Annotated in this window: 18 protein-coding genes; 6 read left to right on the top strand and 12 right to left on the bottom strand. The window is 64.8% G+C overall.

Annotated elements, in window-relative coordinates:
- Positions 1–120 precede the first annotated feature (120 nt).
- From AC3CD9_RS09825 to AC3CD9_RS09850, 6 genes are all read right to left on the bottom strand, one after another.
- Positions 121–1,410, bottom strand: a complete 1,290-nt coding sequence (locus AC3CD9_RS09825) for a thymidine phosphorylase (protein ID WP_488367443.1) — start codon at positions 1,408–1,410, stop codon at positions 121–123.
- 130 nt (positions 1,411–1,540) lie between these two features.
- A complete protein-coding gene (locus tag AC3CD9_RS09830) occupies positions 1,541–2,047 on the bottom strand; it encodes a cytidine deaminase (protein ID WP_488367444.1) in 507 nt (168 codons plus the stop codon).
- Positions 2,048–2,121: 74 nt separating this feature from the next.
- Entirely contained in the window at positions 2,122–3,405 is a 1,284-nt protein-coding gene (locus tag AC3CD9_RS09835; protein WP_488367445.1) for an ABC transporter permease, read from the bottom strand.
- A gap of 1 nt (position 3,406) precedes the next feature.
- Positions 3,407–4,639, bottom strand: coding sequence for an ABC transporter permease (locus AC3CD9_RS09840; RefSeq protein ID WP_488367446.1), 1,233 nt, complete (start codon positions 4,637–4,639; stop codon positions 3,407–3,409).
- Positions 4,636–6,294, bottom strand: a complete 1,659-nt coding sequence (locus AC3CD9_RS09845) for an ABC transporter ATP-binding protein (protein WP_488367447.1) — start codon at positions 6,292–6,294, stop codon at positions 4,636–4,638. The genes AC3CD9_RS09840 and AC3CD9_RS09845 overlap by 4 nt, the downstream gene beginning before the upstream one ends.
- A 74-nt stretch (positions 6,295–6,368) precedes the next feature.
- Entirely contained in the window at positions 6,369–7,430 is a 1,062-nt protein-coding gene (locus AC3CD9_RS09850) for a BMP family lipoprotein (RefSeq protein WP_488367448.1), read from the bottom strand.
- 336 nt (positions 7,431–7,766) lie between these two features.
- On the opposite strand from AC3CD9_RS09850, the gene AC3CD9_RS09855 reads away from it, so the two are divergent.
- The 4 genes from AC3CD9_RS09855 (at position 7,767) to AC3CD9_RS09870 (ending at position 12,779) form a co-directional block, all read left to right on the top strand.
- Positions 7,767–9,623 (top strand): ABC-F family ATP-binding cassette domain-containing protein, encoded by a 1,857-nt coding sequence (locus AC3CD9_RS09855; protein ID WP_488367449.1) that lies wholly within the window; start codon positions 7,767–7,769, stop codon positions 9,621–9,623.
- Positions 9,624–9,974, top strand: a complete 351-nt coding sequence (locus AC3CD9_RS09860) for a TraR/DksA family transcriptional regulator (RefSeq protein ID WP_488367450.1) — start codon at positions 9,624–9,626, stop codon at positions 9,972–9,974. It abuts the gene before it with no gap.
- 113 nt (positions 9,975–10,087) lie between these two features.
- Positions 10,088–11,494, top strand: coding sequence for an acyltransferase family protein (locus AC3CD9_RS09865; RefSeq protein WP_488367451.1), 1,407 nt, complete (start codon positions 10,088–10,090; stop codon positions 11,492–11,494).
- A 235-nt stretch (positions 11,495–11,729) separates the two neighbouring features.
- Positions 11,730–12,779 (top strand): homocysteine S-methyltransferase family protein, encoded by a 1,050-nt coding sequence (locus AC3CD9_RS09870; RefSeq protein WP_488367452.1) that lies wholly within the window; start codon positions 11,730–11,732, stop codon positions 12,777–12,779.
- A 143-nt stretch (positions 12,780–12,922) separates the two neighbouring features.
- Here AC3CD9_RS09870 and AC3CD9_RS09875 read toward each other — a convergent pair whose 3' ends face one another.
- The 5 genes from AC3CD9_RS09875 to gndA form a co-directional block, all read right to left on the bottom strand.
- The gene (locus AC3CD9_RS09875) at positions 12,923–14,260 is read right to left on the bottom strand and encodes an MFS transporter (RefSeq protein ID WP_488367453.1); all 1,338 of its coding nucleotides are present in this window, start codon (positions 14,258–14,260) and stop codon (positions 12,923–12,925) included.
- Positions 14,261–14,397: 137 nt separating this feature from the next.
- Complete coding sequence (locus AC3CD9_RS09880; RefSeq protein WP_488367454.1) at positions 14,398–16,029, bottom strand: class I adenylate-forming enzyme family protein; 1,632 nt, start codon at positions 16,027–16,029, stop codon at positions 14,398–14,400.
- Positions 16,030–16,170: 141 nt separating this feature from the next.
- Complete coding sequence (locus AC3CD9_RS09885) at positions 16,171–17,325, bottom strand: PucR family transcriptional regulator (RefSeq protein WP_488367455.1); 1,155 nt, start codon at positions 17,323–17,325, stop codon at positions 16,171–16,173.
- 44 nt (positions 17,326–17,369) lie between these two features.
- Positions 17,370–18,512, bottom strand: a complete 1,143-nt coding sequence (locus AC3CD9_RS09890; protein WP_488367457.1) for a pyridoxal-phosphate-dependent aminotransferase family protein — start codon at positions 18,510–18,512, stop codon at positions 17,370–17,372.
- 185 nt (positions 18,513–18,697) lie between these two features.
- Positions 18,698–20,140: an NADP-dependent phosphogluconate dehydrogenase gene (gndA, locus tag AC3CD9_RS09895; protein ID WP_488367458.1), complete on the bottom strand. Its 1,443-nt coding sequence runs from the start codon at positions 20,138–20,140 to the stop codon at positions 18,698–18,700.
- Between the two features lie 125 nt (positions 20,141–20,265).
- Between gndA and AC3CD9_RS09900 the strand changes: the two genes are divergently transcribed.
- Together AC3CD9_RS09900 and AC3CD9_RS09905 are read left to right on the top strand one after the other, a co-directional pair.
- The gene (locus tag AC3CD9_RS09900; protein WP_488367459.1) at positions 20,266–20,778 is read left to right on the top strand and encodes a gluconokinase; all 513 of its coding nucleotides are present in this window, start codon (positions 20,266–20,268) and stop codon (positions 20,776–20,778) included.
- Positions 20,779–20,828: 50 nt separating this feature from the next.
- Complete coding sequence (locus AC3CD9_RS09905) at positions 20,829–22,232, top strand: GntP family permease (protein ID WP_488367460.1); 1,404 nt, start codon at positions 20,829–20,831, stop codon at positions 22,230–22,232.
- Between the two features lie 86 nt (positions 22,233–22,318).
- Here AC3CD9_RS09905 and AC3CD9_RS09910 read toward each other — a convergent pair whose 3' ends face one another.
- Positions 22,319–23,092, bottom strand: a complete 774-nt coding sequence (locus tag AC3CD9_RS09910) for a FadR/GntR family transcriptional regulator (RefSeq protein WP_488367461.1) — start codon at positions 23,090–23,092, stop codon at positions 22,319–22,321.

Below are 23,092 nucleotides of genomic sequence, written 5' to 3' on the forward strand. Positions count from 1 at the left end.
GGTCGTGCAAGGTTGCGTGGTCGTGCATGGTTGCGCGTGCAGGTGCTGCGCGCAGCGTCATCAGGTCCAGCGTAGCGAGGCCAGCGGCCGCGCGGCAGTGCTGAGAGTGTGCGATTCGGCTCAGGTGATCGTGTCGAAAACGATCGATTCCGGCACCGAGGCGGCATCCCCGCCGATCTCGACCGCGGACTCCAAAGCCTCGATGGCGCGCTCGAACCGTTCCGGGGTCGCCGTGTGCAGTGTCATGAGCGGCTGGCCGGCCGTGACCGTGTCCCCGGGTTTGGCGTGCAGTTCGATTCCGGCAACGTTCTGGACCGGGTCTTCCTTCCGTGCCCGTCCGGCGCCGAGACGCCACGATGCCACCCCGACGCCCAGCGCGTCGAGCTTCGTCAGCACCCCGGAGTCCGTCGCCGTGACCACCTCGGTGTGCTCGGCGACCGTCAGAGCGGCGTCCGGGTCGCCGTGCTGGGCGCGGATCATCTGCTTCCACTTGTCCATGGCCCGACCGTCGGCCAGTGCGGCTCGGACGTCGACATCGGTCTTGCCTGCCAGACGCAGCATCTCCTCTGCCAGAGCCACGGTGAGATCAACGACGTCGGCGGGTCCGCCGCCGGCGAGGACCTCGACAGATTCGCGGACCTCGAGGGCATTGCCGACGGTCAGCCCCAGTGGTGTGGACATATCGGTCAGCAGCGCCGAGGTGTTGACACCTGCGGCCTTGCCGAGCTCGACCATCGTCTGGGCCAGCGTACGAGCCTTCGCCAGGTCCTTCATGAACGCCCCGGAACCGACCTTGACGTCGAGGACGAGCCCGGAGGTGCCCTCGGCGATCTTCTTCGACATGATCGAGGAGGCGATGAGAGGAATGCAGTCGACCGTCGAGGTGATGTCGCGCAGAGCGTAGAGCTTCTTATCGGCCGGCGCCAACCCGGATCCGGCGGCGCAGATGACGGCGCCGACATACTCGAGCTGGTCGACGATCGCCTCGTTGCTCAGTCCGGCCTGCCAGCCGGGAATCGATTCGAGCTTGTCCAGGGTGCCTCCGGTGTGGCCGAGACCGCGGCCGGAGAGCTGCGGGACGGCCACGTCGAAGACCGCGACGAGCGGAGCCAGCGGCAGGGTGATCTTGTCCCCGACTCCCCCGGTCGAATGCTTGTCCGAGGTGGGCCGGGACAGGGACGAGAAGTCCATGCGCTCACCGGAGTCGATCATCGCCTGCGTCCAATGCGCGATCTCAACCGGTGCCATGTCATTGATGAAGATCGCCATGGCCAGGGCCGCCATCTGCTCGTCGGCGACAGCGCCGCGGGTGTAGGCGTCGATAACCCAGTCGATCTGCTCCTTGCTCAGGGCTCGGCCGTCACGCTTGGCGGCGATGACGTCGACGGTGTCGAATGCTTCTACGCTCACGGTCTCAATCCTTCGTTGTCGTCGAATTCTGTGTTGTCGACGATGCGTGCGTTGTCGTCGAAATCTTCGTTGTCATCAATCCCTGCGGTGACATTCCCGGCCGCGGCCGCCTCGTCGAGGGACAGGCTCGTCAGTGTTTGGCCTCATAGCCGTCGTGCGCCCCGGCCAGGTGGTCGGGTCCGAAGGCTTCGGGCAGGACCACGGACATCGGGGCGCGTCCGCTGGGCATGTTGATGACGAGGTCGTTGCCGCCGTGTTCGAACAGCAGCTGTCGGCATCGCCCGCAGGGGACGAGGGTGTTGCCTTCTCCGTCCACGCAGTCGAAGGCGACGAGGCGGCCCCCGCCGGTCATGAACAGCTCGGAAACGAGCGAGCATTCCGCGCACAGCGTCACCCCGAACGAGGCATTCTCGATATTGCAGCCGCTGACGATGCGACCGTCGTCGACGAGACCGGCGGCCCCGACAGGGTAGTCCGAGTACGGCACATAGGCCTTCGCCATCGCCCGTTTCGCTTCGGCCCGCAGCAGCTCCCAGGTGCCTTCGCTGAGGTCTTCGGGGCTTACCGCCGTGGGTTCCTCGCTCCAGACCGGGTCGGTCGACTCGGGTGCGGAAGCGCGGGGTTCGGGGGCAGTCATGGGGATATCTCTTCCTTCGGGTGGTGACTGTGGGGTGATCGAGGGGAAATGCAGATCCATCGCCGAGGCGGGGCTCACTTCACGTAGGGCACGCCTTCCGCGGCCGGTGGGCGGACCCGACCGACGAATCCGGCGACAGCGAAGACGGTGACGATGTAGGGCAGCATGAGCAGCAGCTCGTTGGCCACCGGGGTGCCGATGGACTGCAGAGTGTTGCCGAGGCTCTTGGAGAAGCCGAACAGCAGGGCCGCGAACAGCGCACCCTTCGGGTTCCACTTGCCCAGGATCATCGCGGCCAGGGCGATATAGCCCTGCCCGGCCGACATCTCCTTGCCGAACGCCAGTCCGGAGCCGACGGTGAAGAAGGCACCGCCGAGGCCGGCGATGGCACCGGCGAGCAGCGTATTGCGCACGCGGGTGAAGTTGACCTTGATGCCGACGGTGTCCGCAGCCTTCGGGTGCTCACCGACGGCGCGCATCCGCAGACCCCACTTCGAACGGAACACGAAGATCTGCAGCGCGATGACGACGACGTACATGATGTAGAGGAGGATGTTCTGGTCGAACAGGACCCGTCCGAGCACCGGAATGTCCGAAAGCAGCGGGATCGGGAGGTTGGGCAGCTTCTGGCGGGAGTTCCACAGTCCCGGGTCCTGGGTGAGCACCGTCGAGTAGAGGAAGCTCGTGATGCCGACGACGAGGACGTTGAGGACCACGCCGATGATGATCTGGTTGACCCAGTACTTCACCGCGAAGAAGGTGAGCACCACGGCGACCAGGGCACCGGCGACGGGAGCGGCGAGCAGTCCCGCGTACGGGTTCTTCACCACCGAGGCGACCACCGCAGCGAGGAACGCACCGGCCAGCAGCTGGCCCTCGATGGCGATGTTGATGATGCCCGAACGTTCTCCCACGAGACCGCACATGGCGCCGAAGATCAGCGGCACGGACAGTGCCAGGGCACCGGCGAGCAGCGTCGTCAGCGGGATGACGCCGCCGGATCCGCCGCCGGCCCAGGCGAGGAAGGAGAGAACGAAGATGACGCCGAAGAGCATCGGGAACCAGGAGCCGAGGTCGATGCGTTTGATCGCCACATAGATGGACACGGCGGCCATGATGATGAGCAGGATGCCCAGCGTCAGCCCCGCCGCGGTCGAGGACACGGCGAAGTCGGGGATGGCGAAGAAGTCTCCGCCGGTGGCCACCCGGAAGGTCGTCTCCCCGTCCCGGCCGATGAAGCCGAAGAAGATAAGCGAGACGAGGGCGAGGATCGTATAGACGATCGGGAACTTCCAGGCGATCGGCGCAAGCGCCTTGACCTGGGTCGAAGGTGTCTTATCCATGGTCTGAGCAGTCATCTCAGTCCTCCTTCCGCTTGAGCACCGGTGTGGGCAACCGGAAGATCGACCTCACCAGGGGCGGGGCCGCGATGAGCAGCACGATGACGGACTGGACGACGAGGACGATGTCGATCGGCGTACCGGTCTGGGACTGCATGAGGTAGCCGCCGGCCTTGAACGCACCGAAGAGCAGGCCAGCAAGGAACGTCCCCAGCGGTTTCGACCGTCCCAGCAGGGCGACGGTGATGGCGTCGAAGCCGATCGACCCGCTGATTCCGCCGGTGAGTTTGTATTCGGTGCCGAGCACCTGAGCGGCACCGCCGAGTCCGGCCAGGGCACCGGCGACGATCATGACGAGGATAGTCACCTTCGACACGGAGATGCCTGCGGTCCGGGCCGCGTGCGGGTTCGCGCCGACGGCCTTGAACTCGAAGCCGATCGTCGAGCGTTCGAGCAGCCACCACACGAAGATCGTGGCGAGGATGGCGATGACGAAGCCGAAGTGGAGACGGAACGGCGGCGGCAGCAGCAGGAACATCTGCGAGGAGTCGTCGATGACCCGTGACTGCGGGTTCGCCGAGGTCGTGTGCGTGAACCAGTTCTGCTTGAGCAGGTAGCCCAGTGCGTAGCCGGCGATCGAGTTGAGCATGATCGTCACGATCACCTCGTTGGCACCGGTGCGTGCCTTGAGGACACCGGCTATTCCGGCCCAGATCGCACCGCCGATGATTCCGCCGATCGCGGCCACGAGCATGTGGACGACGGGAGGCAGCGGCAGCGCGTAGCCGAGGAATCCGGCGATGGTCGCGCCGAGGATGACCTGGCCCTGTCCGCCGATGTTGAACAGACCGCAGCGGAAGGCCAAGGCGATGCCGAGACCGGTGAGGATGAGCGGGGTGCCCGAGACCATCGATTCGGTCAGGGGGCGGATGGCGCGTTCGGTGGTGCGTGCGTCCCAGTCGAAGACCGCTCCGCGGAACAGCGCCGAATAGGCGTTGCCGACCGTCTGGAAGAGCGTGGCGAAGAACTCGCCGGGAGCGGCGAAGAAGTTCTCGGCCGCCGCGACGACCTCCGCGTTCGACACGGCGATGAGGACACCGCCGAACAGAAGTGCGAGAACGATCGCCAGCAGCGAGACCAGCCAGGATCCCGACATGATCTGCTGCAGCAGAGTCTGTTCCCTGCCGTCCTCGGTCTCGGACTCCGGCGGCGGTGCCGCGGAAGGAGCGGCCGGTGAGATATCAGTCGTCATTTGGTCTCCTCCGCCGAGGTGGTGGCTGAGTCGTCGTCCGCGGGCTCGGTCGCGCTGGAGGCGGGTTTCGCCGAGGCTGCGGCTGATTCCGTATTGTCTGCCGGGTTCGCGGCACCTTCGGTGCTTGTGCTGCCGGCCGTCGCCTCGAGGGCTTCGTCGGCGGGAACGCCGGCCATCATCAGGCCCAGTGCCTCGCGGGAGGTCTCGGGTCCCACGATGCCGACGATGCGCCCGGCGTACATCACGGCGATGCGGTCGGCGAGGCCGTACACCTCGTCGAGTTCGGTCGAGACGATGATGCAGGGGGTGCCGGAATCGCGTTCGGCGATGACGCGCTTGTGCACGAATTCGATCGATCCGACGTCGAGTCCGCGGGTGGGCTGGCTGGCGATGAACAGTCGCAGATCGCGGCCGAGCTCGCGGGAGAGCACCACTTTCTGCTGGTTTCCGCCGGAGAGGGTCGAGATCGGGTCGGAGACGCTGCCGAGGCGGATGTCGAACTCCTCGACCTTCTTCTTCGCCTCTTCGCTGATGACCTTCGACCGCATGTTCAGGCCCTTGGCATAGGGCTCACGATCGTAGACGTCGAGGATCATGTTCTCGCGGATCGCGAATTCCGCGATGATGCCGTCGGTGGACCGATCTTCGGGAACGAATCCGATACCGGCACCGAGGCGGTCCTTGACCGAGTCCCCGACGAGTTTCTTCCCGTCGAGGATGATCGTGCCCAACCGCGGTTCGGTGAGACCGATGATCGTCTCGGCCAATTCGGTCTGCCCGTTGCCCTGGACGCCGGCGACGGCGAGGATCTCGCCGCGACGCACATCGAAGGACACATCGTCGACGACGACGTTCTCGGCCTTGTCGACGACGGTGAGTCCGCGCACCTGGAAGGTGGCATCGCCGGGATCGGCGGCATCCTTCTCGGTCGTCAGAGACACGGCACGGCCGACCATCTGGCTGGCCAGCTCGGCTTCGGTCGATTCCGGAGAAGCCTCCCCGACGATCTTTCCGCGGCGGATGACCGTGATCGAATCGGCGATCGCACGGACCTCACGGAGTTTGTGGGTGATGAAGACGATCGACGTGCCCTGCTCCTTGAGCTGGCGCATGATCGAGATCAGCTCGTCGGTCTCCTGCGGAGTGAGCACAGCCGTGGGCTCGTCGAGGATGAGGATCTCCGCATCGCGCGAGAGGGCCTTGATGATCTCCACGCGCTGCTGTGCGCCGACCGGAAGATCCTCGATGAGGGCGTCGGGATCGATGTTGAAGTTGAAGCGCGAAGAGATCTCCTTGACCTTCTTGCGCGCCTCGTTGATGTCGAGGAGCCCGAGGCTCTTCGTCGGTTCGTAGCCCAGCGCCACGGATTCGGCGACGGTGAACACGGGCACGAGCATGAAATGCTGGTGGACCATGCCGATGCCCGCGGCGACGGCGTCGCCCGGCCCGGAGAACTTCACCGGCTTGTCGTCGATGAGGACCTCTCCCCCATCGGCGTCGTAGAGTCCGTAGAGGACATTCATCATGGTGGACTTGCCGGCGCCGTTCTCACCCAACAGGGCGTGGATCTCGCCCGGTTCGATGGTGAGATCGATGTGGTCGTTGGCCACGAACGATCCGAACACCTTGGTCATCCCGCGAAGCTCGAGTTTCACTGCTTCCGGTTCTCCTCACAAACTTGAAAACTGCAGGGCCGAAAGAACTCGGCCCTGCAGTTTAACCGACGAGCTTACTTCGGTGTGCTCTCAGACTCGACGACCAGGCTGCCATCGACGATCTGCTTCTTCAGATCCTCGACCTTCTTCTTCACGTCCTCGGGAACCTTGTCTTCGAAGTCGTGGTACGGAGCGAGGCCCACGCCCTCGTTCTCGAGCGTGCCGACGTAGGGCTCATTCGAGAACTTGTCCTCCGAGCCTTCCTTGATGGTGTCTTCGACGGCCTGCGAGATCTGCTTGACCACCGAGGTGAGGATGATGTCGCCGTATTCGGTCGACTCGTAGCCGTCGGAGTCGACCCACACGAGGTTGACGTCGCCGGCTTCCTTCGCGGCGGCCGCGGCACCGAGGCCGACGGGGCCGGCCACGGGCATGATGACGTCGGCGCCCTGCGAGATGAGCTGCTTGGTCAGCTCCTGACCCTGGCCCTGGTTCTCGAAGTCACCGGAGAACGATCCGTCCTGCTTCTTCTTGTTCCAGCCGAGCAGCTTGACGTCCTTCTTGTTGTCCTTATTGAACTTGTCCACGCCGTCGGCGAATCCGTCCATGAAGATCGTCACGGACGGAATCTGGATACCGCCGAAGGTGCCGACCTTGCCCGACTTCGAAGTCGCGGCCGCAACATAGCCGGCGAGGTACGCGGCCTCGGCGGTGTTGAAGACGACGGCCTTGGCGTTGTCGATGGTCACCGGCTTGCCGTCGGCGTCGGAGAACGTGGAGTCGATGAGTGCGAAGTTGAGGTCGGGGTTCGCTTCTGCGGCTTCCTGGATCGTGTCCTCGAGGAGGAATCCGACACCGAAGGTGAGGTTGCAGCCCTGCTGCACCATGTTGTCGACGTTCGGCTTGAAGTCCGCATCACCCTGCGACTCGGCGAGCTTATCTTCGATGCCGAGGTTCTTCTTCGCGCTCTCCATGCCCTCGCGGCCGGACTGGTTGAAGGACTGGTCGTCCCAACCGCCGGAGTCGGAGACCATGCAGGCCAGGTAGTCGGAGCCGGATTCTCCACCTGAGCCGCAAGCCGAGAGGACCAGGGCAGATGCGGCGATCATCGACACCGCTGAAGCGAGCTTCTTCACGTTTTCTCTTTTCTGATACAGACAGCGCACACGGATGAGGGCCCTGTCTGCCCTTACCGAAAATGTGAAACCACTGGACGAACTGTCATATTTTGATGAGTTTCGGCCAGTCTAATGCACTGAGGTCATTTGGAAAGGTCCGTTAGCACCTCAATCGCAGACACCGATATGAAAAAGAAATAATCCGTCATGCGGTGGGGTTATCGGTCCGAAATGCGAACAGAAAACGCCTTGTGTTTGAGACAGAAGTGCGCGGCAAACGATGCGGCCGGCGGCTCGTCCATCGGGCCCGTCCGGTCATGGGGCGAACCGCAGTGAACTAGGCTGGAGACTGCTATGGCACATCTCCTCGGGGCAGAAGCCCTCCACCTCGAATACCCCACGCGCGTCGTCTTCGACTCCGTCACTCTCGGCGTCGAGTCCGGCGACATGATCGGCATCGTCGGCCGCAACGGCGACGGCAAGTCGAGCCTGCTCGGCATGCTCGCCGGCACCATCGAACCCGATTCCGGACGCGTGACGTATCGCGGCGGGCTGCGTCTGGGCATGCTCGGCCAGCGCGATGACCTCGATGACGGGGCGACCGTCGGCTTCTCCGTCGTCGGTGATGCCGCCGATCACGAATGGGCTGCCGATCCGCAGGCCCGTGACATCATCTCCGGTCTCATCGCCGATCTCGATTGGGATGCGCAGATCTCCTCGCTCTCCGGCGGTCAGCGCCGCCGAGTGGCCCTGGCGGCTCTGCTCATCGGCGACTGGGACATGCTCATCCTCGACGAGCCGACGAACCACCTCGACGTCGACGGCATCGCGTGGCTGGCGAAGCATATTCGCGGCCGGTGGCCGAAGAACGCCGGAGCCCTGCTGCTGGTCACCCACGACCGGTGGTTCCTCGACGAGGTGTGCACGAAGACGTGGGAGGTCCACGACCGCATCGTCGAGCCTTTCGAAGGCGGTTATGCCGCCTATGTCCTCCAGCGCGTCGAGCGCGACCGGATCGCCGCCGCCACCGAGGCGAAGCGGCAGAATCTCATGCGCAAGGAACTCGCGTGGCTGCGACGCGGTGCTCCCGCCCGGACGTCGAAGCCGAAGTTCCGCATCGAAGCCGCCAACCAGCTCATCGCCGATGTGCCGGAGGTGCGCAATCCGATCGAGCTGAAGAAGATGGCCACGGCCCGCCTGGGCAAGGACGTCGTCGATCTGCTCGACGTGTCGAAGCACTTCGGCGAGACCACGATCCTCGAGGATGTCACGTGGCGCATCGGTCCCGGTGAGCGCACCGGGATCCTCGGTCCGAACGGTGCTGGGAAGTCGACGCTCTTAGGTCTGGTCTCCGGTGAGATCGAACCCGATGCGGGTCGGGTCAAGCGCGGCAAGACCGTGCAGATCGGTGTGCTCGATCAGCAGTTCAAGGATCTGGCCCGCATCGCCGATTCCCGTGTGCGCGAGGTCCTCGCCGAGTCGAAGACCTCGTTCAACATCGAAGGCAAGGACTTCACTCCGGCCCAGCTGCTCGAACGGCTCGGCTTCGCGAAGGAGCATCTGTCCGCCCGGGTCAAGGAGCTCTCCGGCGGGCAGAAGCGCCGACTCCAGCTTCTGCTGCTGCTCATGGCCGAACCCATTGTCATCATCCTCGACGAGCCGACGAACGACGTCGACTCGGACATGCTCGCGGCGATGGAGGATCTCCTCGATTCCTGGCCGGGCACCCTCATCGTCGTCTCCCACGACCGATACCTGTTGGAGCGCGTCACCGATCAGCAGTACGCGATCCTCGACAACGGTCTGCGCCATGTTCCCGGCGGCGTCGAGGAGTATCTGCAGCTGCGGGCCGAACAGGAACGCCGCGGCGCTGCCGGTTCGAACAGGGCTTCCGGCGGTTCGAACGGTGCATCGACAGGAGCCGGCGGGAACGGTTCCGGTGGGGCCGCCTCGGCGAGCGAGGGATCCGCATCGGCGCCGAAACTGTCCGGTGCGGAAGCCCGGGCGGCGAAGAAGGAACTGTCGTCGATCGAGCGGCGGATGGACAAGCTGGGTACTCAGATCGCGAAGAAGCACGAGGAGATGGCCGCCCACGACCAGACCGATTTCGAGGGACTGGCCAAGCTCACGGCTGCGATCCGCGAGTCCCAGGACGAACTCGACGAACTCGAGATGCGCTGGCTCGAAGCGTCCGAAGCTCTCGAGGCCTGAGTGATCGACGAAGCGACGATGCGAGACCTGCTCGAGGCGGAGCGAGCGGAGACGCAGGCGCTCATCGACCGCCTGACTCAGGGAATCGATGAGGTCTCGGCCGCTCGTGAGGGCGACAACAGCGACGACGAGCACGATCCGGAAGGGGCGACGCTCGCCTTCGAACGGTCGCAGGCCGCGACCCTGCTCGACCAGTCCGAGAATCGCCTCGAAGAGATCGCCGAGGCGGTCGACCGCCTCGCCGCGGGCACGTTCGGCACCTGCATCGACTGCGGCAGACCCATCGCCGAGGCGCGGCTGGAGGCCCGCCCCTACGCGGCCAAATGCGTGAACTGCGCCGCCAGCGGCTAGTCGTTTCCATCCCTGTTCGCACGCACGAGTGCACCGTCGCACACGACCTGGCGACCGCCTCGGCGACGGTCTGAACTTTCCCCAAATCCTGCCGGGTGCGGTAGTGTATCGGCGTGTCATCACGGGACTATCGCATCGACCGCGCCAAAGGAATACTCATCTTCCTGGTGGTTCTGGGCCACCTCCTCGCCAGGACCTCCCCATGGGAGTCGCCGATCCTGGGCGCACCGATGTACTTCATCTACATGTTCCACATGCCGGCGTTCGTCTTCCTCGCCGGCATCACGGCGAAGTCGAACAAGCTGGCCGAACGGGTTCTGACCTACTTCGTCCTCCTCGCCACGGTGCTGCCGCTCATGTGGGGGTGGATGTGGCTCTTCGGGCTTAATCCCGACTACGACTTCCTCCGACCGTTCTGGTACACGTGGTTCCTGCTATCGATGGCGTGGTGGATGATCACGGTCCCCTTCATCGAGCGCTTCCCGCGCACGATGCTCGTCGCTTCTCTGGTCGTCGGTCTCTTCGGCGGACTGCTGCCGATCCTCGACACCGAACTCTCCGCGGCTCGGACGATGGCGTTCTGGCCGTTCTTCGTCATCGGCAAGCTCTACGGCAAGCAGATCATCGACTGGGCGGGCAGCCTCGCAATCTGGCAGAAACTCTGTTTCAGTGCCGCTGCACTCGCGGCCGTCGGATATTTCTTCCTCGACCAGGTCGACTACAACTGGCTCTACGGCAGCCTCAACTTCGCCCACTTCGACGTCAGCGTTCCCGAAGGCGTGGGACTGCGACTCATCGTCGACATCGGAGCGGTGCTGCTGACGCTGGCCCTTCTGTCCTGGTTGAGCAACACGAAGGACACGATCGCGACGATCGGCAAGAACAGCCTCGCTGTCTACATCCTCCACGGATTCGTCGTCCGCGCCCTGCAGCCGGTCCTCGACGACAGCCGCAACGTCCTCCACGACGCCGTCGTCCTGCTCATCTGTGTGGCCCTGGCCGTCGTCTGGACGGGCTTGCTCGCCTGGTCGCCCTTCGAACGCGCCCTGCGCTGGTGGTCCTCGACCGTCACCGGCCTGCTGCTCAAACCGTTCCCCTTTCTCCGGCCGGAGGACTCCGACCGTCGCAGCGGGCGAGGTCGCGGAGAGCGAGGTCGCAGCGGACGAAATCGCGGAGAGCGTGGTCACCGTGGAGATGTCGGCTACCCCGGCGACGCCTATCATCCCGGGGACGCCTACAGCGAGGGTGACGGACCGGACCGGCAGGGACTCGGCCTGCAGCCCATCCCCGGAGTCGGCTACCAGCACTCCCCCGGCTACGAACAGCAGCCCGGTCAGCAGCAGTCCTTCGCCTCCCCCGCCCAGGTTGCCGGCGAGCCGTACCCGCTGCCGGGTTCGCATGAGGTTCCGCAGAACAACGCCACCTACGAACCCACTCAGGAAGTTCCCGCCGGCGCCGCCCAACGGGCAGTGCGCTACCGGCGGCTGCCGGTCTATCTCAGCGGCGACGAGGACCGCTGACGATCGGGCCGCCTCGGCGGTCGCTTCTCCTACCGGACCGCAGCGGAGCACAGCGTTGCAGGCTTTCGGTCGGGCCGCCTCGGCGACGGTCGTGTCCCTTCATGGCGATCAGCTCATGGCCTTCAGCGTCGAATTATGTCGATGTGACGGACATCACTGCGCCCATTGATGGTGTGATAACAATGTTCGGGCCGTTTGCCCGGGCTCGGCCACATCATCGAATCGGAGAGCATCCATGACCGCGACCAACACCCTGACCCAACGCCTCGATGCCGGCCCCGTGATCTGCGCGGAAGGCTTCCTCTTCGAGCTCGAGAAGCGCGGATATCTGTCCGCCGGCGAGTTCGTCCCCGAGGTGGCCCTCGAGTTCCCCGACGCCCTGCGCTCCCTCCACGTCGACTTCCAGCGAGCCGGCTCCGACATCGTCGAGGCCTTCACCTACAACGGGCACCGCGAGAAGATGCGCGTGATCGGCAAGGAAGACCTGCTCGAACCGCTCAACCGCGCCGCCCTCCAGATCGCCCGGTCCGTCGCCGACGCCAAGCCCGGAAACTTCATGGCCGGCAACATCTCGAACTCGAACATCTGGGATCCGGCCGACGAGTCCAAGCAGGCCGAGGTGCGGGCCATGTTCGCCGAAATGGTCGCCTGGGCGGTCGAGGAAGGTGCCGACCTCATCATCGGCGAGACCTTCTACTTCGCCGGTGAGGCCATCGCCGCCGCCGAGACCGCCAAGGCCAGCGGACTGCCCGTCGTCCTCACCCTCGCCCCGATGGCCTTCCAGGAGATGGCCGACGGGGTCGGGATCGTCGAGACCGCGCAGCGCCTCGAACAGCTCGGCGTCGACGTCGTCGGCCTCAACTGCTTCCGCGGCCCGGCGACGATGCTGCCGTGGCTCAAGGAGATCCGCGCGGCCGTGTCCTGTCACGTCGGCGCCCTGCCGATCCCCTACCGCACCACGGAGGACGAGCCGACGTTCTTCAACCTCTCCGACCCCCGCGCCGAGGTGGCCTCCCCGCACGGACGCACGTTCCCCACCGCTCTCGATCCCCTGCAGACCAACCGCTACGAGATCGGCGCGTTCGCCAAGGAAGCCTACGACCTGGGCGTCAACTACATCGGAGTGTGCTGCGGCGCGACCCCGATGCACATCCGCGAGGTCGCCGAGGCGGTCGGACTGACCACCGATGCGAGCCGCTTCTCCGAGAACATGGCCAACCACTTCATGTACGGCAGCAACGAACGGCTCGCCGACAACGTCGTGGCCCTCGGAGACACTGCCTGAGGCCTTGGAGCATCGCTCACCATTAGGGCCAATACATACAGTCAGCGCCGTAACCTCTCGACGCTACGGGAGGTTACGGCGCTGACTGTATCCTGTGCGACTACGCGGAGGCGATGGCGCTAGCGGTGCGTGGTACTCGGCGATCAAGCGACCTCGGTGACTGCTTTTTGGTTCGCAGAAACCGCCTGCACCTGTTCAGCTTTTGTAAAGTCATCACGGCGGAGGACGAGCAAAGCCGCAAGTGACACCACACCGGTACCGACGAAGAAGTACCATGGCGAGGTAATATCACCTGTCGCTGAGATGAACCAGGCAGCGATGAGCGGTGCGCTGCCACCGAAGATCGCGACGGGAAGATTGTAGGCGACAGCGATGCCGGTCGACCGGATCTTGGTGGGCAACAGCTCGGTCATCGTCGCGTATGTCGACGAGGCGTAGAACCCGAACGACAGTGCGCACGCTACGAGTGGGAAGAAGAAGCTCACCGGCGTTGCACCGGGAGCGGCCAGGAAGAACCATAGCATCGACAATGTCGCCGCGACTCCCGAAACAAGCAGCACGGGCTTGCGGCCCCATTTGTCCGACATGATTCCGCCGATCGGCATCACAGCCGCTGCGAGCACGCACGCAGAGATGATGAACCAGAAGCGCACGGTGCCGGAGAACTGAAGCATCTCACCAAGGAACGTCGAGGCGTAGGTGAGCACGAGGTAGAAGATCGAAGCGTGGACGGTGATGATGCAGAACACGAGCATGAGCGCGCGACCCCAGGTCATGGTTTCACGAAGTGGTGCTTTCGAACTCTCTCCGGCAGCGACGATCGCGAGGAACTCCGGGCTGTCTTCGAGCTTGAGGCGGATGTAGATGGCGATCATGCCCAAGACACCTGCGAAGAGGAATGGGATCCGCCAGCCCCACGCCAGCATCGCCGCTTCCCCGAGGACCGCCGACATGCCATTGGCCACAAGGCTGCCGAGCAGCAGCCCGAGGACTGCCGTGGTCATAAGCCAACTCGTCGAGTGGCCACGCTTGCCGGGACCGGCGTATTCGGCGATGAAGCTCGTCACCGTGCCGATTTCGCCGCCGGCGGAGAATCCTTGGATGCAGCGCAACAGCACCAGCAGGATTGGAGCGGCGAGACCGATGGTGGCGTAGGTGGGCAGTAGGCCGATAAGGCAGGTAGAGCCGGCCATGCAGATGAGCACGATGAGCAGAGTCTGCTTGCGTCCGATGCGATCTGCCATCGGCCCGAAGACCAATCCCCCGAGAGGCCGGATGAAGAAGCTGAGAGCAAATACTGCGAAGCTGCTCAGCAGAGAGATCGTCGGGTCTTCCGAGGCGAAGAAGAGCTGTCCCATGTACACAGCGAGGAATCCGTAGATCCCATAGTCGTACCATTCGATCACATGTCCGGTGACGGCGCCGACGAAAGCTCTCCTGCGACGGAGCCCGTCTGCCTCGGTGATTGTGATTTCAGCCATTGCTGTTCCCTTCTCTCGCGCATCGTTGCGCTGAAATGATGTGTGCCGTCGTTGTACACACAGCGGTGGAGCGTCACTAGTGGTGTTAGTTTCCACGTGGTGGTTCTTCACACGTGGTACCGAAATATGGTCTGGGGTCAGGACGCGTGCTTCGACTGCGCTCCGATCTTGAAACGGCGGATCTTGCCTACGCTCGTCCGCGGCAGCTCGTCGAGAACGTGCCACTCGCGAGGTCGGGCGGCTGGGGCAAGGTTCTCCTCTGCCCAATGCGCCAGCTTGCCGAGGTCGACTCCGGCACTGGAATCGGCAGCGACGACGTAGGCGTGTGGGACCACGTCGCGGATCGGGTCCGGCACAGCGATGACAGCGACCTCTAGCACGCCTGGGGCCTGAGCGAGTGCGGCTTCGATCTCAGTGAGGCTGACGTTCTCTCCCGAGACCTTGATGACGTCGTCGACGCGGCCGACGAACGAGAGGACTCCGTCCTCGTCACGTCGGGCGAGATCACCTGTGAGCAGCCATTCAGTTCCGTCAGCCCCTGTGTGGAAGGCCATGTCTGTGGTCGCCGGGTCGTCGAGGTACTCGAGGAACAGATCCTTCCCGCGATTGCCGGCGACCGCGATCATGCCGCTCTCGCCCGTATCGACGGGCTGCCTGGTGAGTGGGTCGAGTAGGTCGACACGTCGGCCTTCGAGCGGCTGTCCGATGACATCGCAGCGCGGTGGAACCGATCGGTCGTAACTGACGATCGCGATTGTCTCCGTCATCCCGTACAGTTGCCGAGCGGCGACGCTGACGAGCTCGGCGAACTGCTTATGATGGTCGGGAGCGAGATTCTGTGCATACCAGACGTGTTCGAGTTCGGCCGGTGTCTGCTCAGCGGGCGTGCGGGCGAGGATCATCCGGATCGGAGCAGCGAAGAGGCTGGCGTGAGTGACCTCGAGTTCCCGCGCCCATTCGACCCAGCGACTGGCTGAGAAGTCCGCGGTCAGCGCCACCGAGGCACCCGCGCGGATGGCCGAGGAGAAACAGTAATATTGCGCGTTCGCGTGGAACAACGGCAGGGTCACGTACCACCGGTGGTGGGCTTGCAGATCTGCGGCCGCGGCCATGCGTTCGGCGACCTCGAGGTAGTTCGCATGGGTGAGTACGACTCCCTTGGGTTGCGAGGTGGTACCTGAGGTGAACATCACCGCGAGCCTGTCCTCGGATGCAGGCTCAACCCTATTGGCGTCATCGAGATCAACGTTCGGCCGTTCTTCGTCCAGATCGGTCGTTGCGGTCGGAGTCTGCAACAGCGGCGTCCCGGGTACGAGATCGGCTGCGGTTTCAGAGAGCTCAAGGATCGGCAACTGGGGCTGGGCGGCGGAGCCTTGCCGGTAGATATCAGCGCGTTCCACGCTGCAGATCCCGAGTACCGGGGCGACCCTCGAGATCTGAGTATTGATGTCGTTCTTCGCCGAAGCGGGGTCGACGGGGACGATCCAGGCACCGATTCGCGCTGCGGCCAGCCAGATCGCAATGAATCCCGGGCAATTCTTCAGGCACAGGTGGATCGCGGCGCCGGAATGAACCCCGTGACCTGTCAATGCGGCCGCCGTCTGATCGACGATCCAGTCGAATTCGCGGTATGTCCACGCGGTGACCTCGCCGGACCTGTCTCGAAAGAGGAGGAACTCTCGCTCGGCCGCCTCACGGACAGCTGCCGTCCACAGCTGTGCGAAAGTCGAGTCGTTCTCAGCCGATGAGAAATGGTGCGATGATGTCACTGGTGAGCTCCGTTGTCGTCATTGACGGTGGTCTGATTTGCAGAATGTGACAATCGTCGCACGCGTCAGCTCACGAATGAACGGTGAGGTCTCTGAAAGATCTGACCCTCTTTTGGAGTTCTCTCTAAACTCGAATCAGGTTCAAGATTCGTCGATGTCGAACGCGGCCAGCGCCCACGTGATGTCCAACAGCTCTTTCGTCCCGAGTTCAGCGATGCCGACCGTGTCGTGGAAGCGCTGAAGCCGGTAGCGCACGGTGTTCTCGTGCACGTGCAGCATCTCGGCCGTCTTCTTCACGTTCATCAACGTCCTGATCCACGTGCGGACCGTTTCGAGCACATCGGCACCGACTGCGGTGTCCGGGCGCAGCGGGAGGACGAAACGGTCGATGAGGTGACTGTTGAGGTCAGCCTGCCCAGGTATTGCCACCTGCCACGTGAGATCGGTCAAGGAGTGGACCCCCAGCGCTCCCCGGTGGGCGATCGTCCACACGTTCTCGCAGATCCGGGCAGATTCCGTGATCCGTGACAGCGGGACGAAGGGACCGATGGCCACCGGCACCGAGACGGTCCTAGGGGTGCGAGCCACGATACCTATGATGCGCGCATCCATCTGTGCGACCACTGCCGGTCGCCTGCCGTCCGAACCCGCCGCTTGCAGGGATTCGACGCTCGGCTCGCCATGACCGAATCCGCGGACGCTTCCGCCTTCACCCGGCGCGGCGCAGATAATGACGGCGTAGTCGCGATCAAAGTCAAGTCCGTAGCGACGTGCTTTGAGCAGGGTCTCTGGTCCCGGGTCCTCGGATTCCATGAGACTACGGATGAGGGAGCTGACAGCGAAGGATTCGCGCAGCGCGGCGGCCCCCGCCCTATAGCGGAACTCCGCGGCCGCTCCGGTTGTGAACCAATCGCCGAGCTGCCACAGCAGGGTCGACCCTTCCAAGGTCACCTGCGGTTCGAGGTCCTGGGCGGCCGCCTCGGCGATGAATGCCTCATGAACGACGTTGAGGCTGATGCGATATGCCCGGATGATGTCCTCGATGGGGACATTCTGGTCGATCCGGGCGCGCGTGGTCGCCCGCGATTCGGGCACTTCCTCCGCCTCGGCGATGACGCCGGTGGTGAGGACCTCGACCGCACGTGCCGCGTTCGTGCGCACGGATGCGAGCAGCTGATTACGCGGCACGTCGACATAGCTGGCCATCTCGGAATAGATCCGATCGGCGGCACTGTCGGCAATCGCGTCGTCGAGGTCCTTCACCTTCTGGGCGACCTGTGCAAGGCCGGCGGCCACTAAATCTCAACCATGATAGGACGACCGGTGGCTGCTGAAGCCCCTCAGGCTTCGGCGGTCACGCCGATCGAGTCGAGAGCGGCCTCGAGGCGCGCGATCGTGCCGTCGATGTCGCCGAGCTTGTCGAGACCGAACAGGCCGATGCGGAAGCTCGAGAAGTCCTCGGGCTCATCGCACTGCAGCGGCACTCCGGCAGCGATCTGCACACCGACTTCCTTGAAGCTGGCACCGGTCGCGAGCTTCGGGTTGTCGGTGTGGACGACGACCACGCTCGGCGAGGCGAACTCGTCCGAAGCCACCGAGGGCAGTCCGCGTTCGGCGAAGACCGCGCGCACGCGCTGTCCGAGTTCGGCCTGCGCGGCGGCGAGCTTGTCGAAGCCGCGCTCCTCGCTTTCGACCATGAGCTTGGCATTGTGCGCGAGAGCATCGGTGGGCATCGTCGCATGGTAGGGCGCACGGCCCTCTTCGTATTCGTCGGCGATGAACAGCCACTTCTTCAGGTCCATCGCGAAGCTCGTCGAGGTCGACGCCTCCACGGCGGCACGGCCAGCATTGCTGAGCATGACGTAGCCGGCGCACGGCGATCCGCTCCAGCCCTTCTGCGGAGCGGAGATGAGCACATCGACCCCGAGGTCGGTCATCGATGCCCACACCGCGCCCGAGGCGATGCAGTCGAGAACGAAGATTCCGCCGACCGAGTGCACGGCATCGGCAACCTGGCGGACGTAGTCATCGGGCAGGAGCATCCCCGAGGCGGTCTCGACGTGGGGAGCGAACACGACAGCGGGCTTCTCGCGCTCGATGGCGGCGATCACCTCGGCGACGGGGGCCGGCGACCACGGCGACTGGTGCTCGGCACTGTCCGGGGAGGCCTTGAGCACGGTCGTCTCCGAGGCGATGGCTCCGGCGTCGAGGATCTGCGACCAGCGGAAGGAGAACAGACCGTTGCGCACGATCAGCGCCTTCTTGCCGGTGGCCACCTGACGGGCCACGGATTCCATGGCGTAGCTGCCGCCGCCGGGGACGATGGCAGCGGAGTCCGCGTCGTAGGCCGAGCGCAGGATCCGGTTGATCTCCTGCATCACGGAAACGAACCGCTGCGACATGTGGTTGAGCGATCGGTCGGTGAAGACCACCGAGTATTCGAGCAGTCCGTCTGGGTCAACATCTTCGTGTGGCAAAGTCATGGCTCTAACATATCGACAGTCCGCCGTCCGGGCCACCGGAGTCGATTTGTGAGATCGCAGCGGCCCTCGCCGAGGCGGCCGAATGTCAGGTTGGCCCCGCACCGACGCGGTCCCATCGTTGGAGTCCCCCGTCACCGAGGCGGCTACGTCGTTCCGGTCGGCCCTCCCCGAGGCGGCCCCGTCGTTCAGAGATCGACTTCGCTGCGATCCCCCGACCACAGGGTATGGAAGATTCCGGGGCGGTCGGTGCGCGCGTAGGTGTGCGAACCGAAGCGATCGCGTTGGGCCTGGATGAGGGCGGCACTGCCCGCCTCGGTGCGCAGCCCGTCGAGGTAGGCCAGCGTCGAGGACAGTCCCGGCACGGCGATTCCGTGCCCGATGGCCTCGATCACGGTCGCCCGCAGGGATTCCTGGCAGCTCTTGGCGACCTCGTGGACGAAGTCGGCGGCGAGCAGGTTCTCGGGCGGAGTCGGGCTGTCGAAGGCCTCGACGATGCGGTCGAGCAGTCGGGCCCGGATGATGCACCCGGCCCGCCAGATTCCCGCGAGCGTCCCGAGGTCGATGTCCCAACCGTGTTCGGCCGCCCCCACCGCGATCTCGTGGAATCCCTGGACGTAGGCCATCACCTTGCCCAGCAGCAGTGCCTTGCCGATCTCCTCGATGCGAGCCGCCCGTTCGTCCGGAGACAACGATGACGATCCGGCGCCGGGACGGGGACCGGCCAAGCGGAGCCCTTGAGCGCGCAGATCGACCGCGGATGACAGCGAACGGGAGAAGACCGCCTCGGCGATGGTGGGCACCGGAACCCCGAGATCGAGCCCGATCTGCGCCGTCCACGCACCCGTGCCCTTGGCCTTCGCGGCGTCGGCGACGATGTCGACGAACGGCCGGCCCGTCGCCTCATCGACGTGGGCGAGGACGTCGGCGGTGATCTCGATGAGGTAGGACTCGAGCTCTCCGGTGTTCCAGTCGGCGAAGACCTCGGCGATCTCGGGCGGTGTCATGCCCAGGCCGTCGCGCAGGAGGGTGAAGGCCTCGCTGATGAGCTGCATATCGGCGTATTCGATGCCGTTGTGGACCATCTTGACGAAGTGCCCGGCCCCGTCGGTGCCGATGTGATCGACGCAGGCCCCGTCTCCGGCTTTCGCGGCGATGGGTTCGAGCAGGGGACGCAGGCGCTGCCATGCGGTCTCCGATCCGCCGACCATGAGGGAGGGTCCGAGCAGGGCGCCGACCTCTCCCCCGGAGATGCCGACCCCGGCGAACTCGATTCCGGTGCCCTCGAGTCGGGCCCCGCGGGCGATCGTGTCCCGGAAGTGGGAATTGCCGCCGTCGACGATGATGTCACCGGGGGCGAACGCCTCGGCGAGATCGCCGATCGCCGCATCCGTGGCGCCTCCGGCATTGACCATGAGGATCGCCACGCGTGGTTCGTTGAGCTTTCCGGCCAGGTCGGTCGGGTCGGCAGCGACGAGGAAGTCCGCCTCGGGGAAGTCCTGAGCCAGGCGCTGGGCGCGCTCGACGTCGCGGTCGTAGACGGCCACTCGGCGGCCCGACTCACGGGCGAGGTTGCGGGCGAGGTTCGACCCCATCACGCCGGTTCCGATCACCGCGACATCGGCCTTCATGAGCACTCCTCTTCCCTGTGATCTGCAGTGTTGACAGCCGCTTCCCACCAGCACTACGGTGCAATAAATCTGTTTTAATAACTGATTATAGATATTTCTTCATATTTTATCGAGAGGTTTCGGTAATGGGTCACAGCCCTTTCCTTCCACCGCTCGTCATCATGGGTGTCTCGGGAACCGGCAAAACCGTCCTCGGCGCGCAGGTGGCGCACGCCCTCGACCGTCGATTCGTCGACGCCGACGATCTGCACTCCGCGGCGAACAAGGCGAAGATGAGTTCCGGGGTGCCTCTCACGGATGAGGATCGCTCCCCCTGGCTCGACAGCGTCGCCGTCGAGGCCGCCCGCACCCCGGCCCCGGTCATCGCGTGCTCCGCACTCAAGCGCACCTACCGTGACCTGCTGCGCAGGTCGGCACCCTCACTCGTCTTCATCCACCTCGACGGTTCACGCGAGGTCATCGCCGACCATCTGGCCCGCCGCGACCACGAGTTCATGTCTCCTGCTCTGCTCGATTCGCAGCTGGCCACTCTCGAACCGCTCGCTGCCGAGGAAGCTCACGCCACCGTCGACGTCGACCAGTCGATTCCCGAGGTCCTGAATGCGATCCTCGAATCCGTGAAGCGGCTGAACGCATGATCGTCCCGTCCACCGTCCGCCCATCCATCTGACCTCAAGGAAGAGGAACAATGACCGAACTCGAATTGGCCTGGACTCTGCCGACTCCGGCCCTGTTGGGAATCGCAGCCGCGGCGATCGCCGTGCTGCTCCTGCTCATCATCAAGGCACACGTCCACGCCTTCATCGCCCTCGTCATCGTCTCAGTGATCACAGCACTGGCCGCCGGCATCATGCCCGGCGACCTCATCGACGTCCTCTACGACGGCTTCGGATCCACCCTGGCCAGTGTGGCCCTGCTCGTCGGACTCGGTGCGATGCTCGGGCGGATGCTCGAACTCTCCGGCGGCGCCGAGGTGCTCACCGACGCCCTCATCCGCCTCTTCGGTGAGAAGCGCGCGCCCTTCGCCCTCGGCGTGACCTCGCTGCTCTTCGGCTTCCCGATCTTCTTCGACGCCGGCCTCGTCGTCATGCTGCCGATCATCTTCACGATCGCGCGCCGCCTCGGCGGGTCTCTGCTGCTCTACGCGATGCCCGCGGCCATGGCCTTCTCCGCCATGCATATCTTCGTCCCCCCGCACCCCGGCCCGGTCGCAGCCTCCGGGCTGCTCGGCGCGAACGTCGGCCTCGTCCTCATCTGCGGAATCATCATCGCCATCCCCTCCTGGTACCTCACCGGGTATCTGTTCGGGCTCATCATCGGCAAACGCATCGACGTCCCGGTCCCGACGGTTCTTTCTGCCGGGAAGGACGATGGTTTCAAGGATTTCGCCTCGCGCCCGAAGCTCGGCCACGTCATCTTCCTCCTCGTCCTGCCTCTCGTGCTCATCTTCCTCAACACCGGGCTGAACTTTGCCGGTGAAGCAGGGTGGGTCGATATCGAATCGGTGGGCATCAGCTCGCTGCGACTGCTCGGTGAGACTCCGATCGCCCTGCTCATCACCGTCGTCATCGCCATGTGGCTGCTCGGCTGGAAGCAGAAGAAGGACCAGTCGCTCATCGAGACGGTCGTCGACTCCGCGCTTGGCCCGGTGTGCTCGATCATCCTCATCACCGGTGCCGGCGGCATGTTCGGCGGAGTGCTGCGTGCCAGCGGCATCGGCGATTCCCTGGCCGATTCGCTGGCCGCCCTCGGCCTGCCCGTCATCGTCGCCGGCTTCGTCATCGCCGCGATCGTGCGCATCGCACAGGGTTCGGCCACGGTGGCGCTGACGACCGCGGCGGCTCTCGTCCAGCCGATCGTCGTCGGCAATCCGGACTTCTCGAGCCTGCAGGTCGTGGCGATCGTGCTGTCTCTGGCCGCCGGTTCGGTCTTCGCCAGCCACGTCAACGACTCCGGCTTCTGGCTGGTGTCCCGCTTCTTCGGCATGGATACGAAGACGACGCTGAAGACCTGGACCGTCGCCGAGACGCTGCTCGGCACCGTCGGATTCCTGCTCAGCCTCGCCCTCTACGGAGTCGTCAGCCTGTTCTGAAGCCGGTGCTCAGGTGCCTGGGTGCTTGGGTGCTCAGCTACCCGTTCGACAGGGCACTCAGCTGCCCGGGCGCCTCGGCACATTCGTCAGCTGCCGGGGTGCCGGGGTTCGTCGGCCCAGACGCTGCCCATCTCCGCATCGGCCTTGGCCACGATCTTCGCCATCGCGTCCTTCGCCCGGGCCGGGTCCTGCCCGCCGATGGCATCGGCGACGTCGAAATGCCATTGCAGGGCATCCGGGTGCGGGAACTTCGGCATCAGTCCCGCTCCGGTGCGGCCGGCGAGGATCTCGCCGATGACGGTGTCGAAGGCGGCGAAGAGCTCGTTGCCTCCGGCGCCGAGCACTGCCCGGTGGAATTCCACATCGGCTTCGAGGAATGCCTCGACATCGCCCCGCCTACCCGAGGCTCGCATCCGGGCGGCCAGACCCATGATCTCCTCGGCGGCTTCCGCCGGGGCATGCAGTGCGGCCAGCCCGGCCGCCTCGGGTTCGATGGCCACTCGCAGTTCCGTCAGCGACCGCAGCTGCCGCGCCGGTGCCTCGGTCATCCTCCAGCGGATGACGAGCGGGTCGAGCAGCATCCATTCGCTCATCGCGAGCACGACGAGACCGACCCGACGGATCGGCTGCAGCATGCCCAATGATTCGAGGACTCGGACGACTTCGCGCACCACCGACAGCGACACATCGTAGCGGGCACGCAGATCCTCGGCCTTGATGATCGTCCCGGCGACCAGTCGCCCGGCGACGATGTCCTGTCCGACCTGGTCGCGCAGCGTTTCATGGAGGTTGCCGCGGTTCTCCGGGCCCGATTTCGGACTGTCGGCCGCCTCGGCGGGGGTGTGGTTCTCCTCCCCCAC

This window comes from Brevibacterium sp. MGP-B1 (assembly GCF_057766545.1).

Excerpts from the sequence above, each read along its gene's own strand:
- AC3CD9_RS09870 (WP_488367452.1), top strand. The coding sequence starts at position 11,730 with ATGACCGCGACCAACACCCTGACCCAACGCCTCGATGCCGGCCCCGTG.
- AC3CD9_RS09890 (WP_488367457.1), bottom strand. The coding sequence starts at position 18,512 with ATGACTTTGCCACACGAAGATGTTGACCCAGACGGACTGCTCGAATAC.
- AC3CD9_RS09830 (WP_488367444.1), bottom strand. The coding sequence starts at position 2,047 with ATGACTGCCCCCGAACCCCGCGCTTCCGCACCCGAGTCGACCGACCCG.
- AC3CD9_RS09905 (WP_488367460.1), top strand. The coding sequence starts at position 20,829 with ATGACCGAACTCGAATTGGCCTGGACTCTGCCGACTCCGGCCCTGTTG.
- gndA (WP_488367458.1), bottom strand. The coding sequence starts at position 20,140 with ATGAAGGCCGATGTCGCGGTGATCGGAACCGGCGTGATGGGGTCGAAC.
- AC3CD9_RS09900 (WP_488367459.1), top strand. The coding sequence starts at position 20,266 with ATGGGTCACAGCCCTTTCCTTCCACCGCTCGTCATCATGGGTGTCTCG.
- AC3CD9_RS09855 (WP_488367449.1), top strand. The coding sequence starts at position 7,767 with ATGGCACATCTCCTCGGGGCAGAAGCCCTCCACCTCGAATACCCCACG.
- AC3CD9_RS09835 (WP_488367445.1), bottom strand. The coding sequence starts at position 3,405 with ATGACTGCTCAGACCATGGATAAGACACCTTCGACCCAGGTCAAGGCG.
- AC3CD9_RS09875 (WP_488367453.1), bottom strand. The coding sequence starts at position 14,260 with ATGGCTGAAATCACAATCACCGAGGCAGACGGGCTCCGTCGCAGGAGA.
- AC3CD9_RS09840 (WP_488367446.1), bottom strand. The coding sequence starts at position 4,639 with ATGACGACTGATATCTCACCGGCCGCTCCTTCCGCGGCACCGCCGCCG.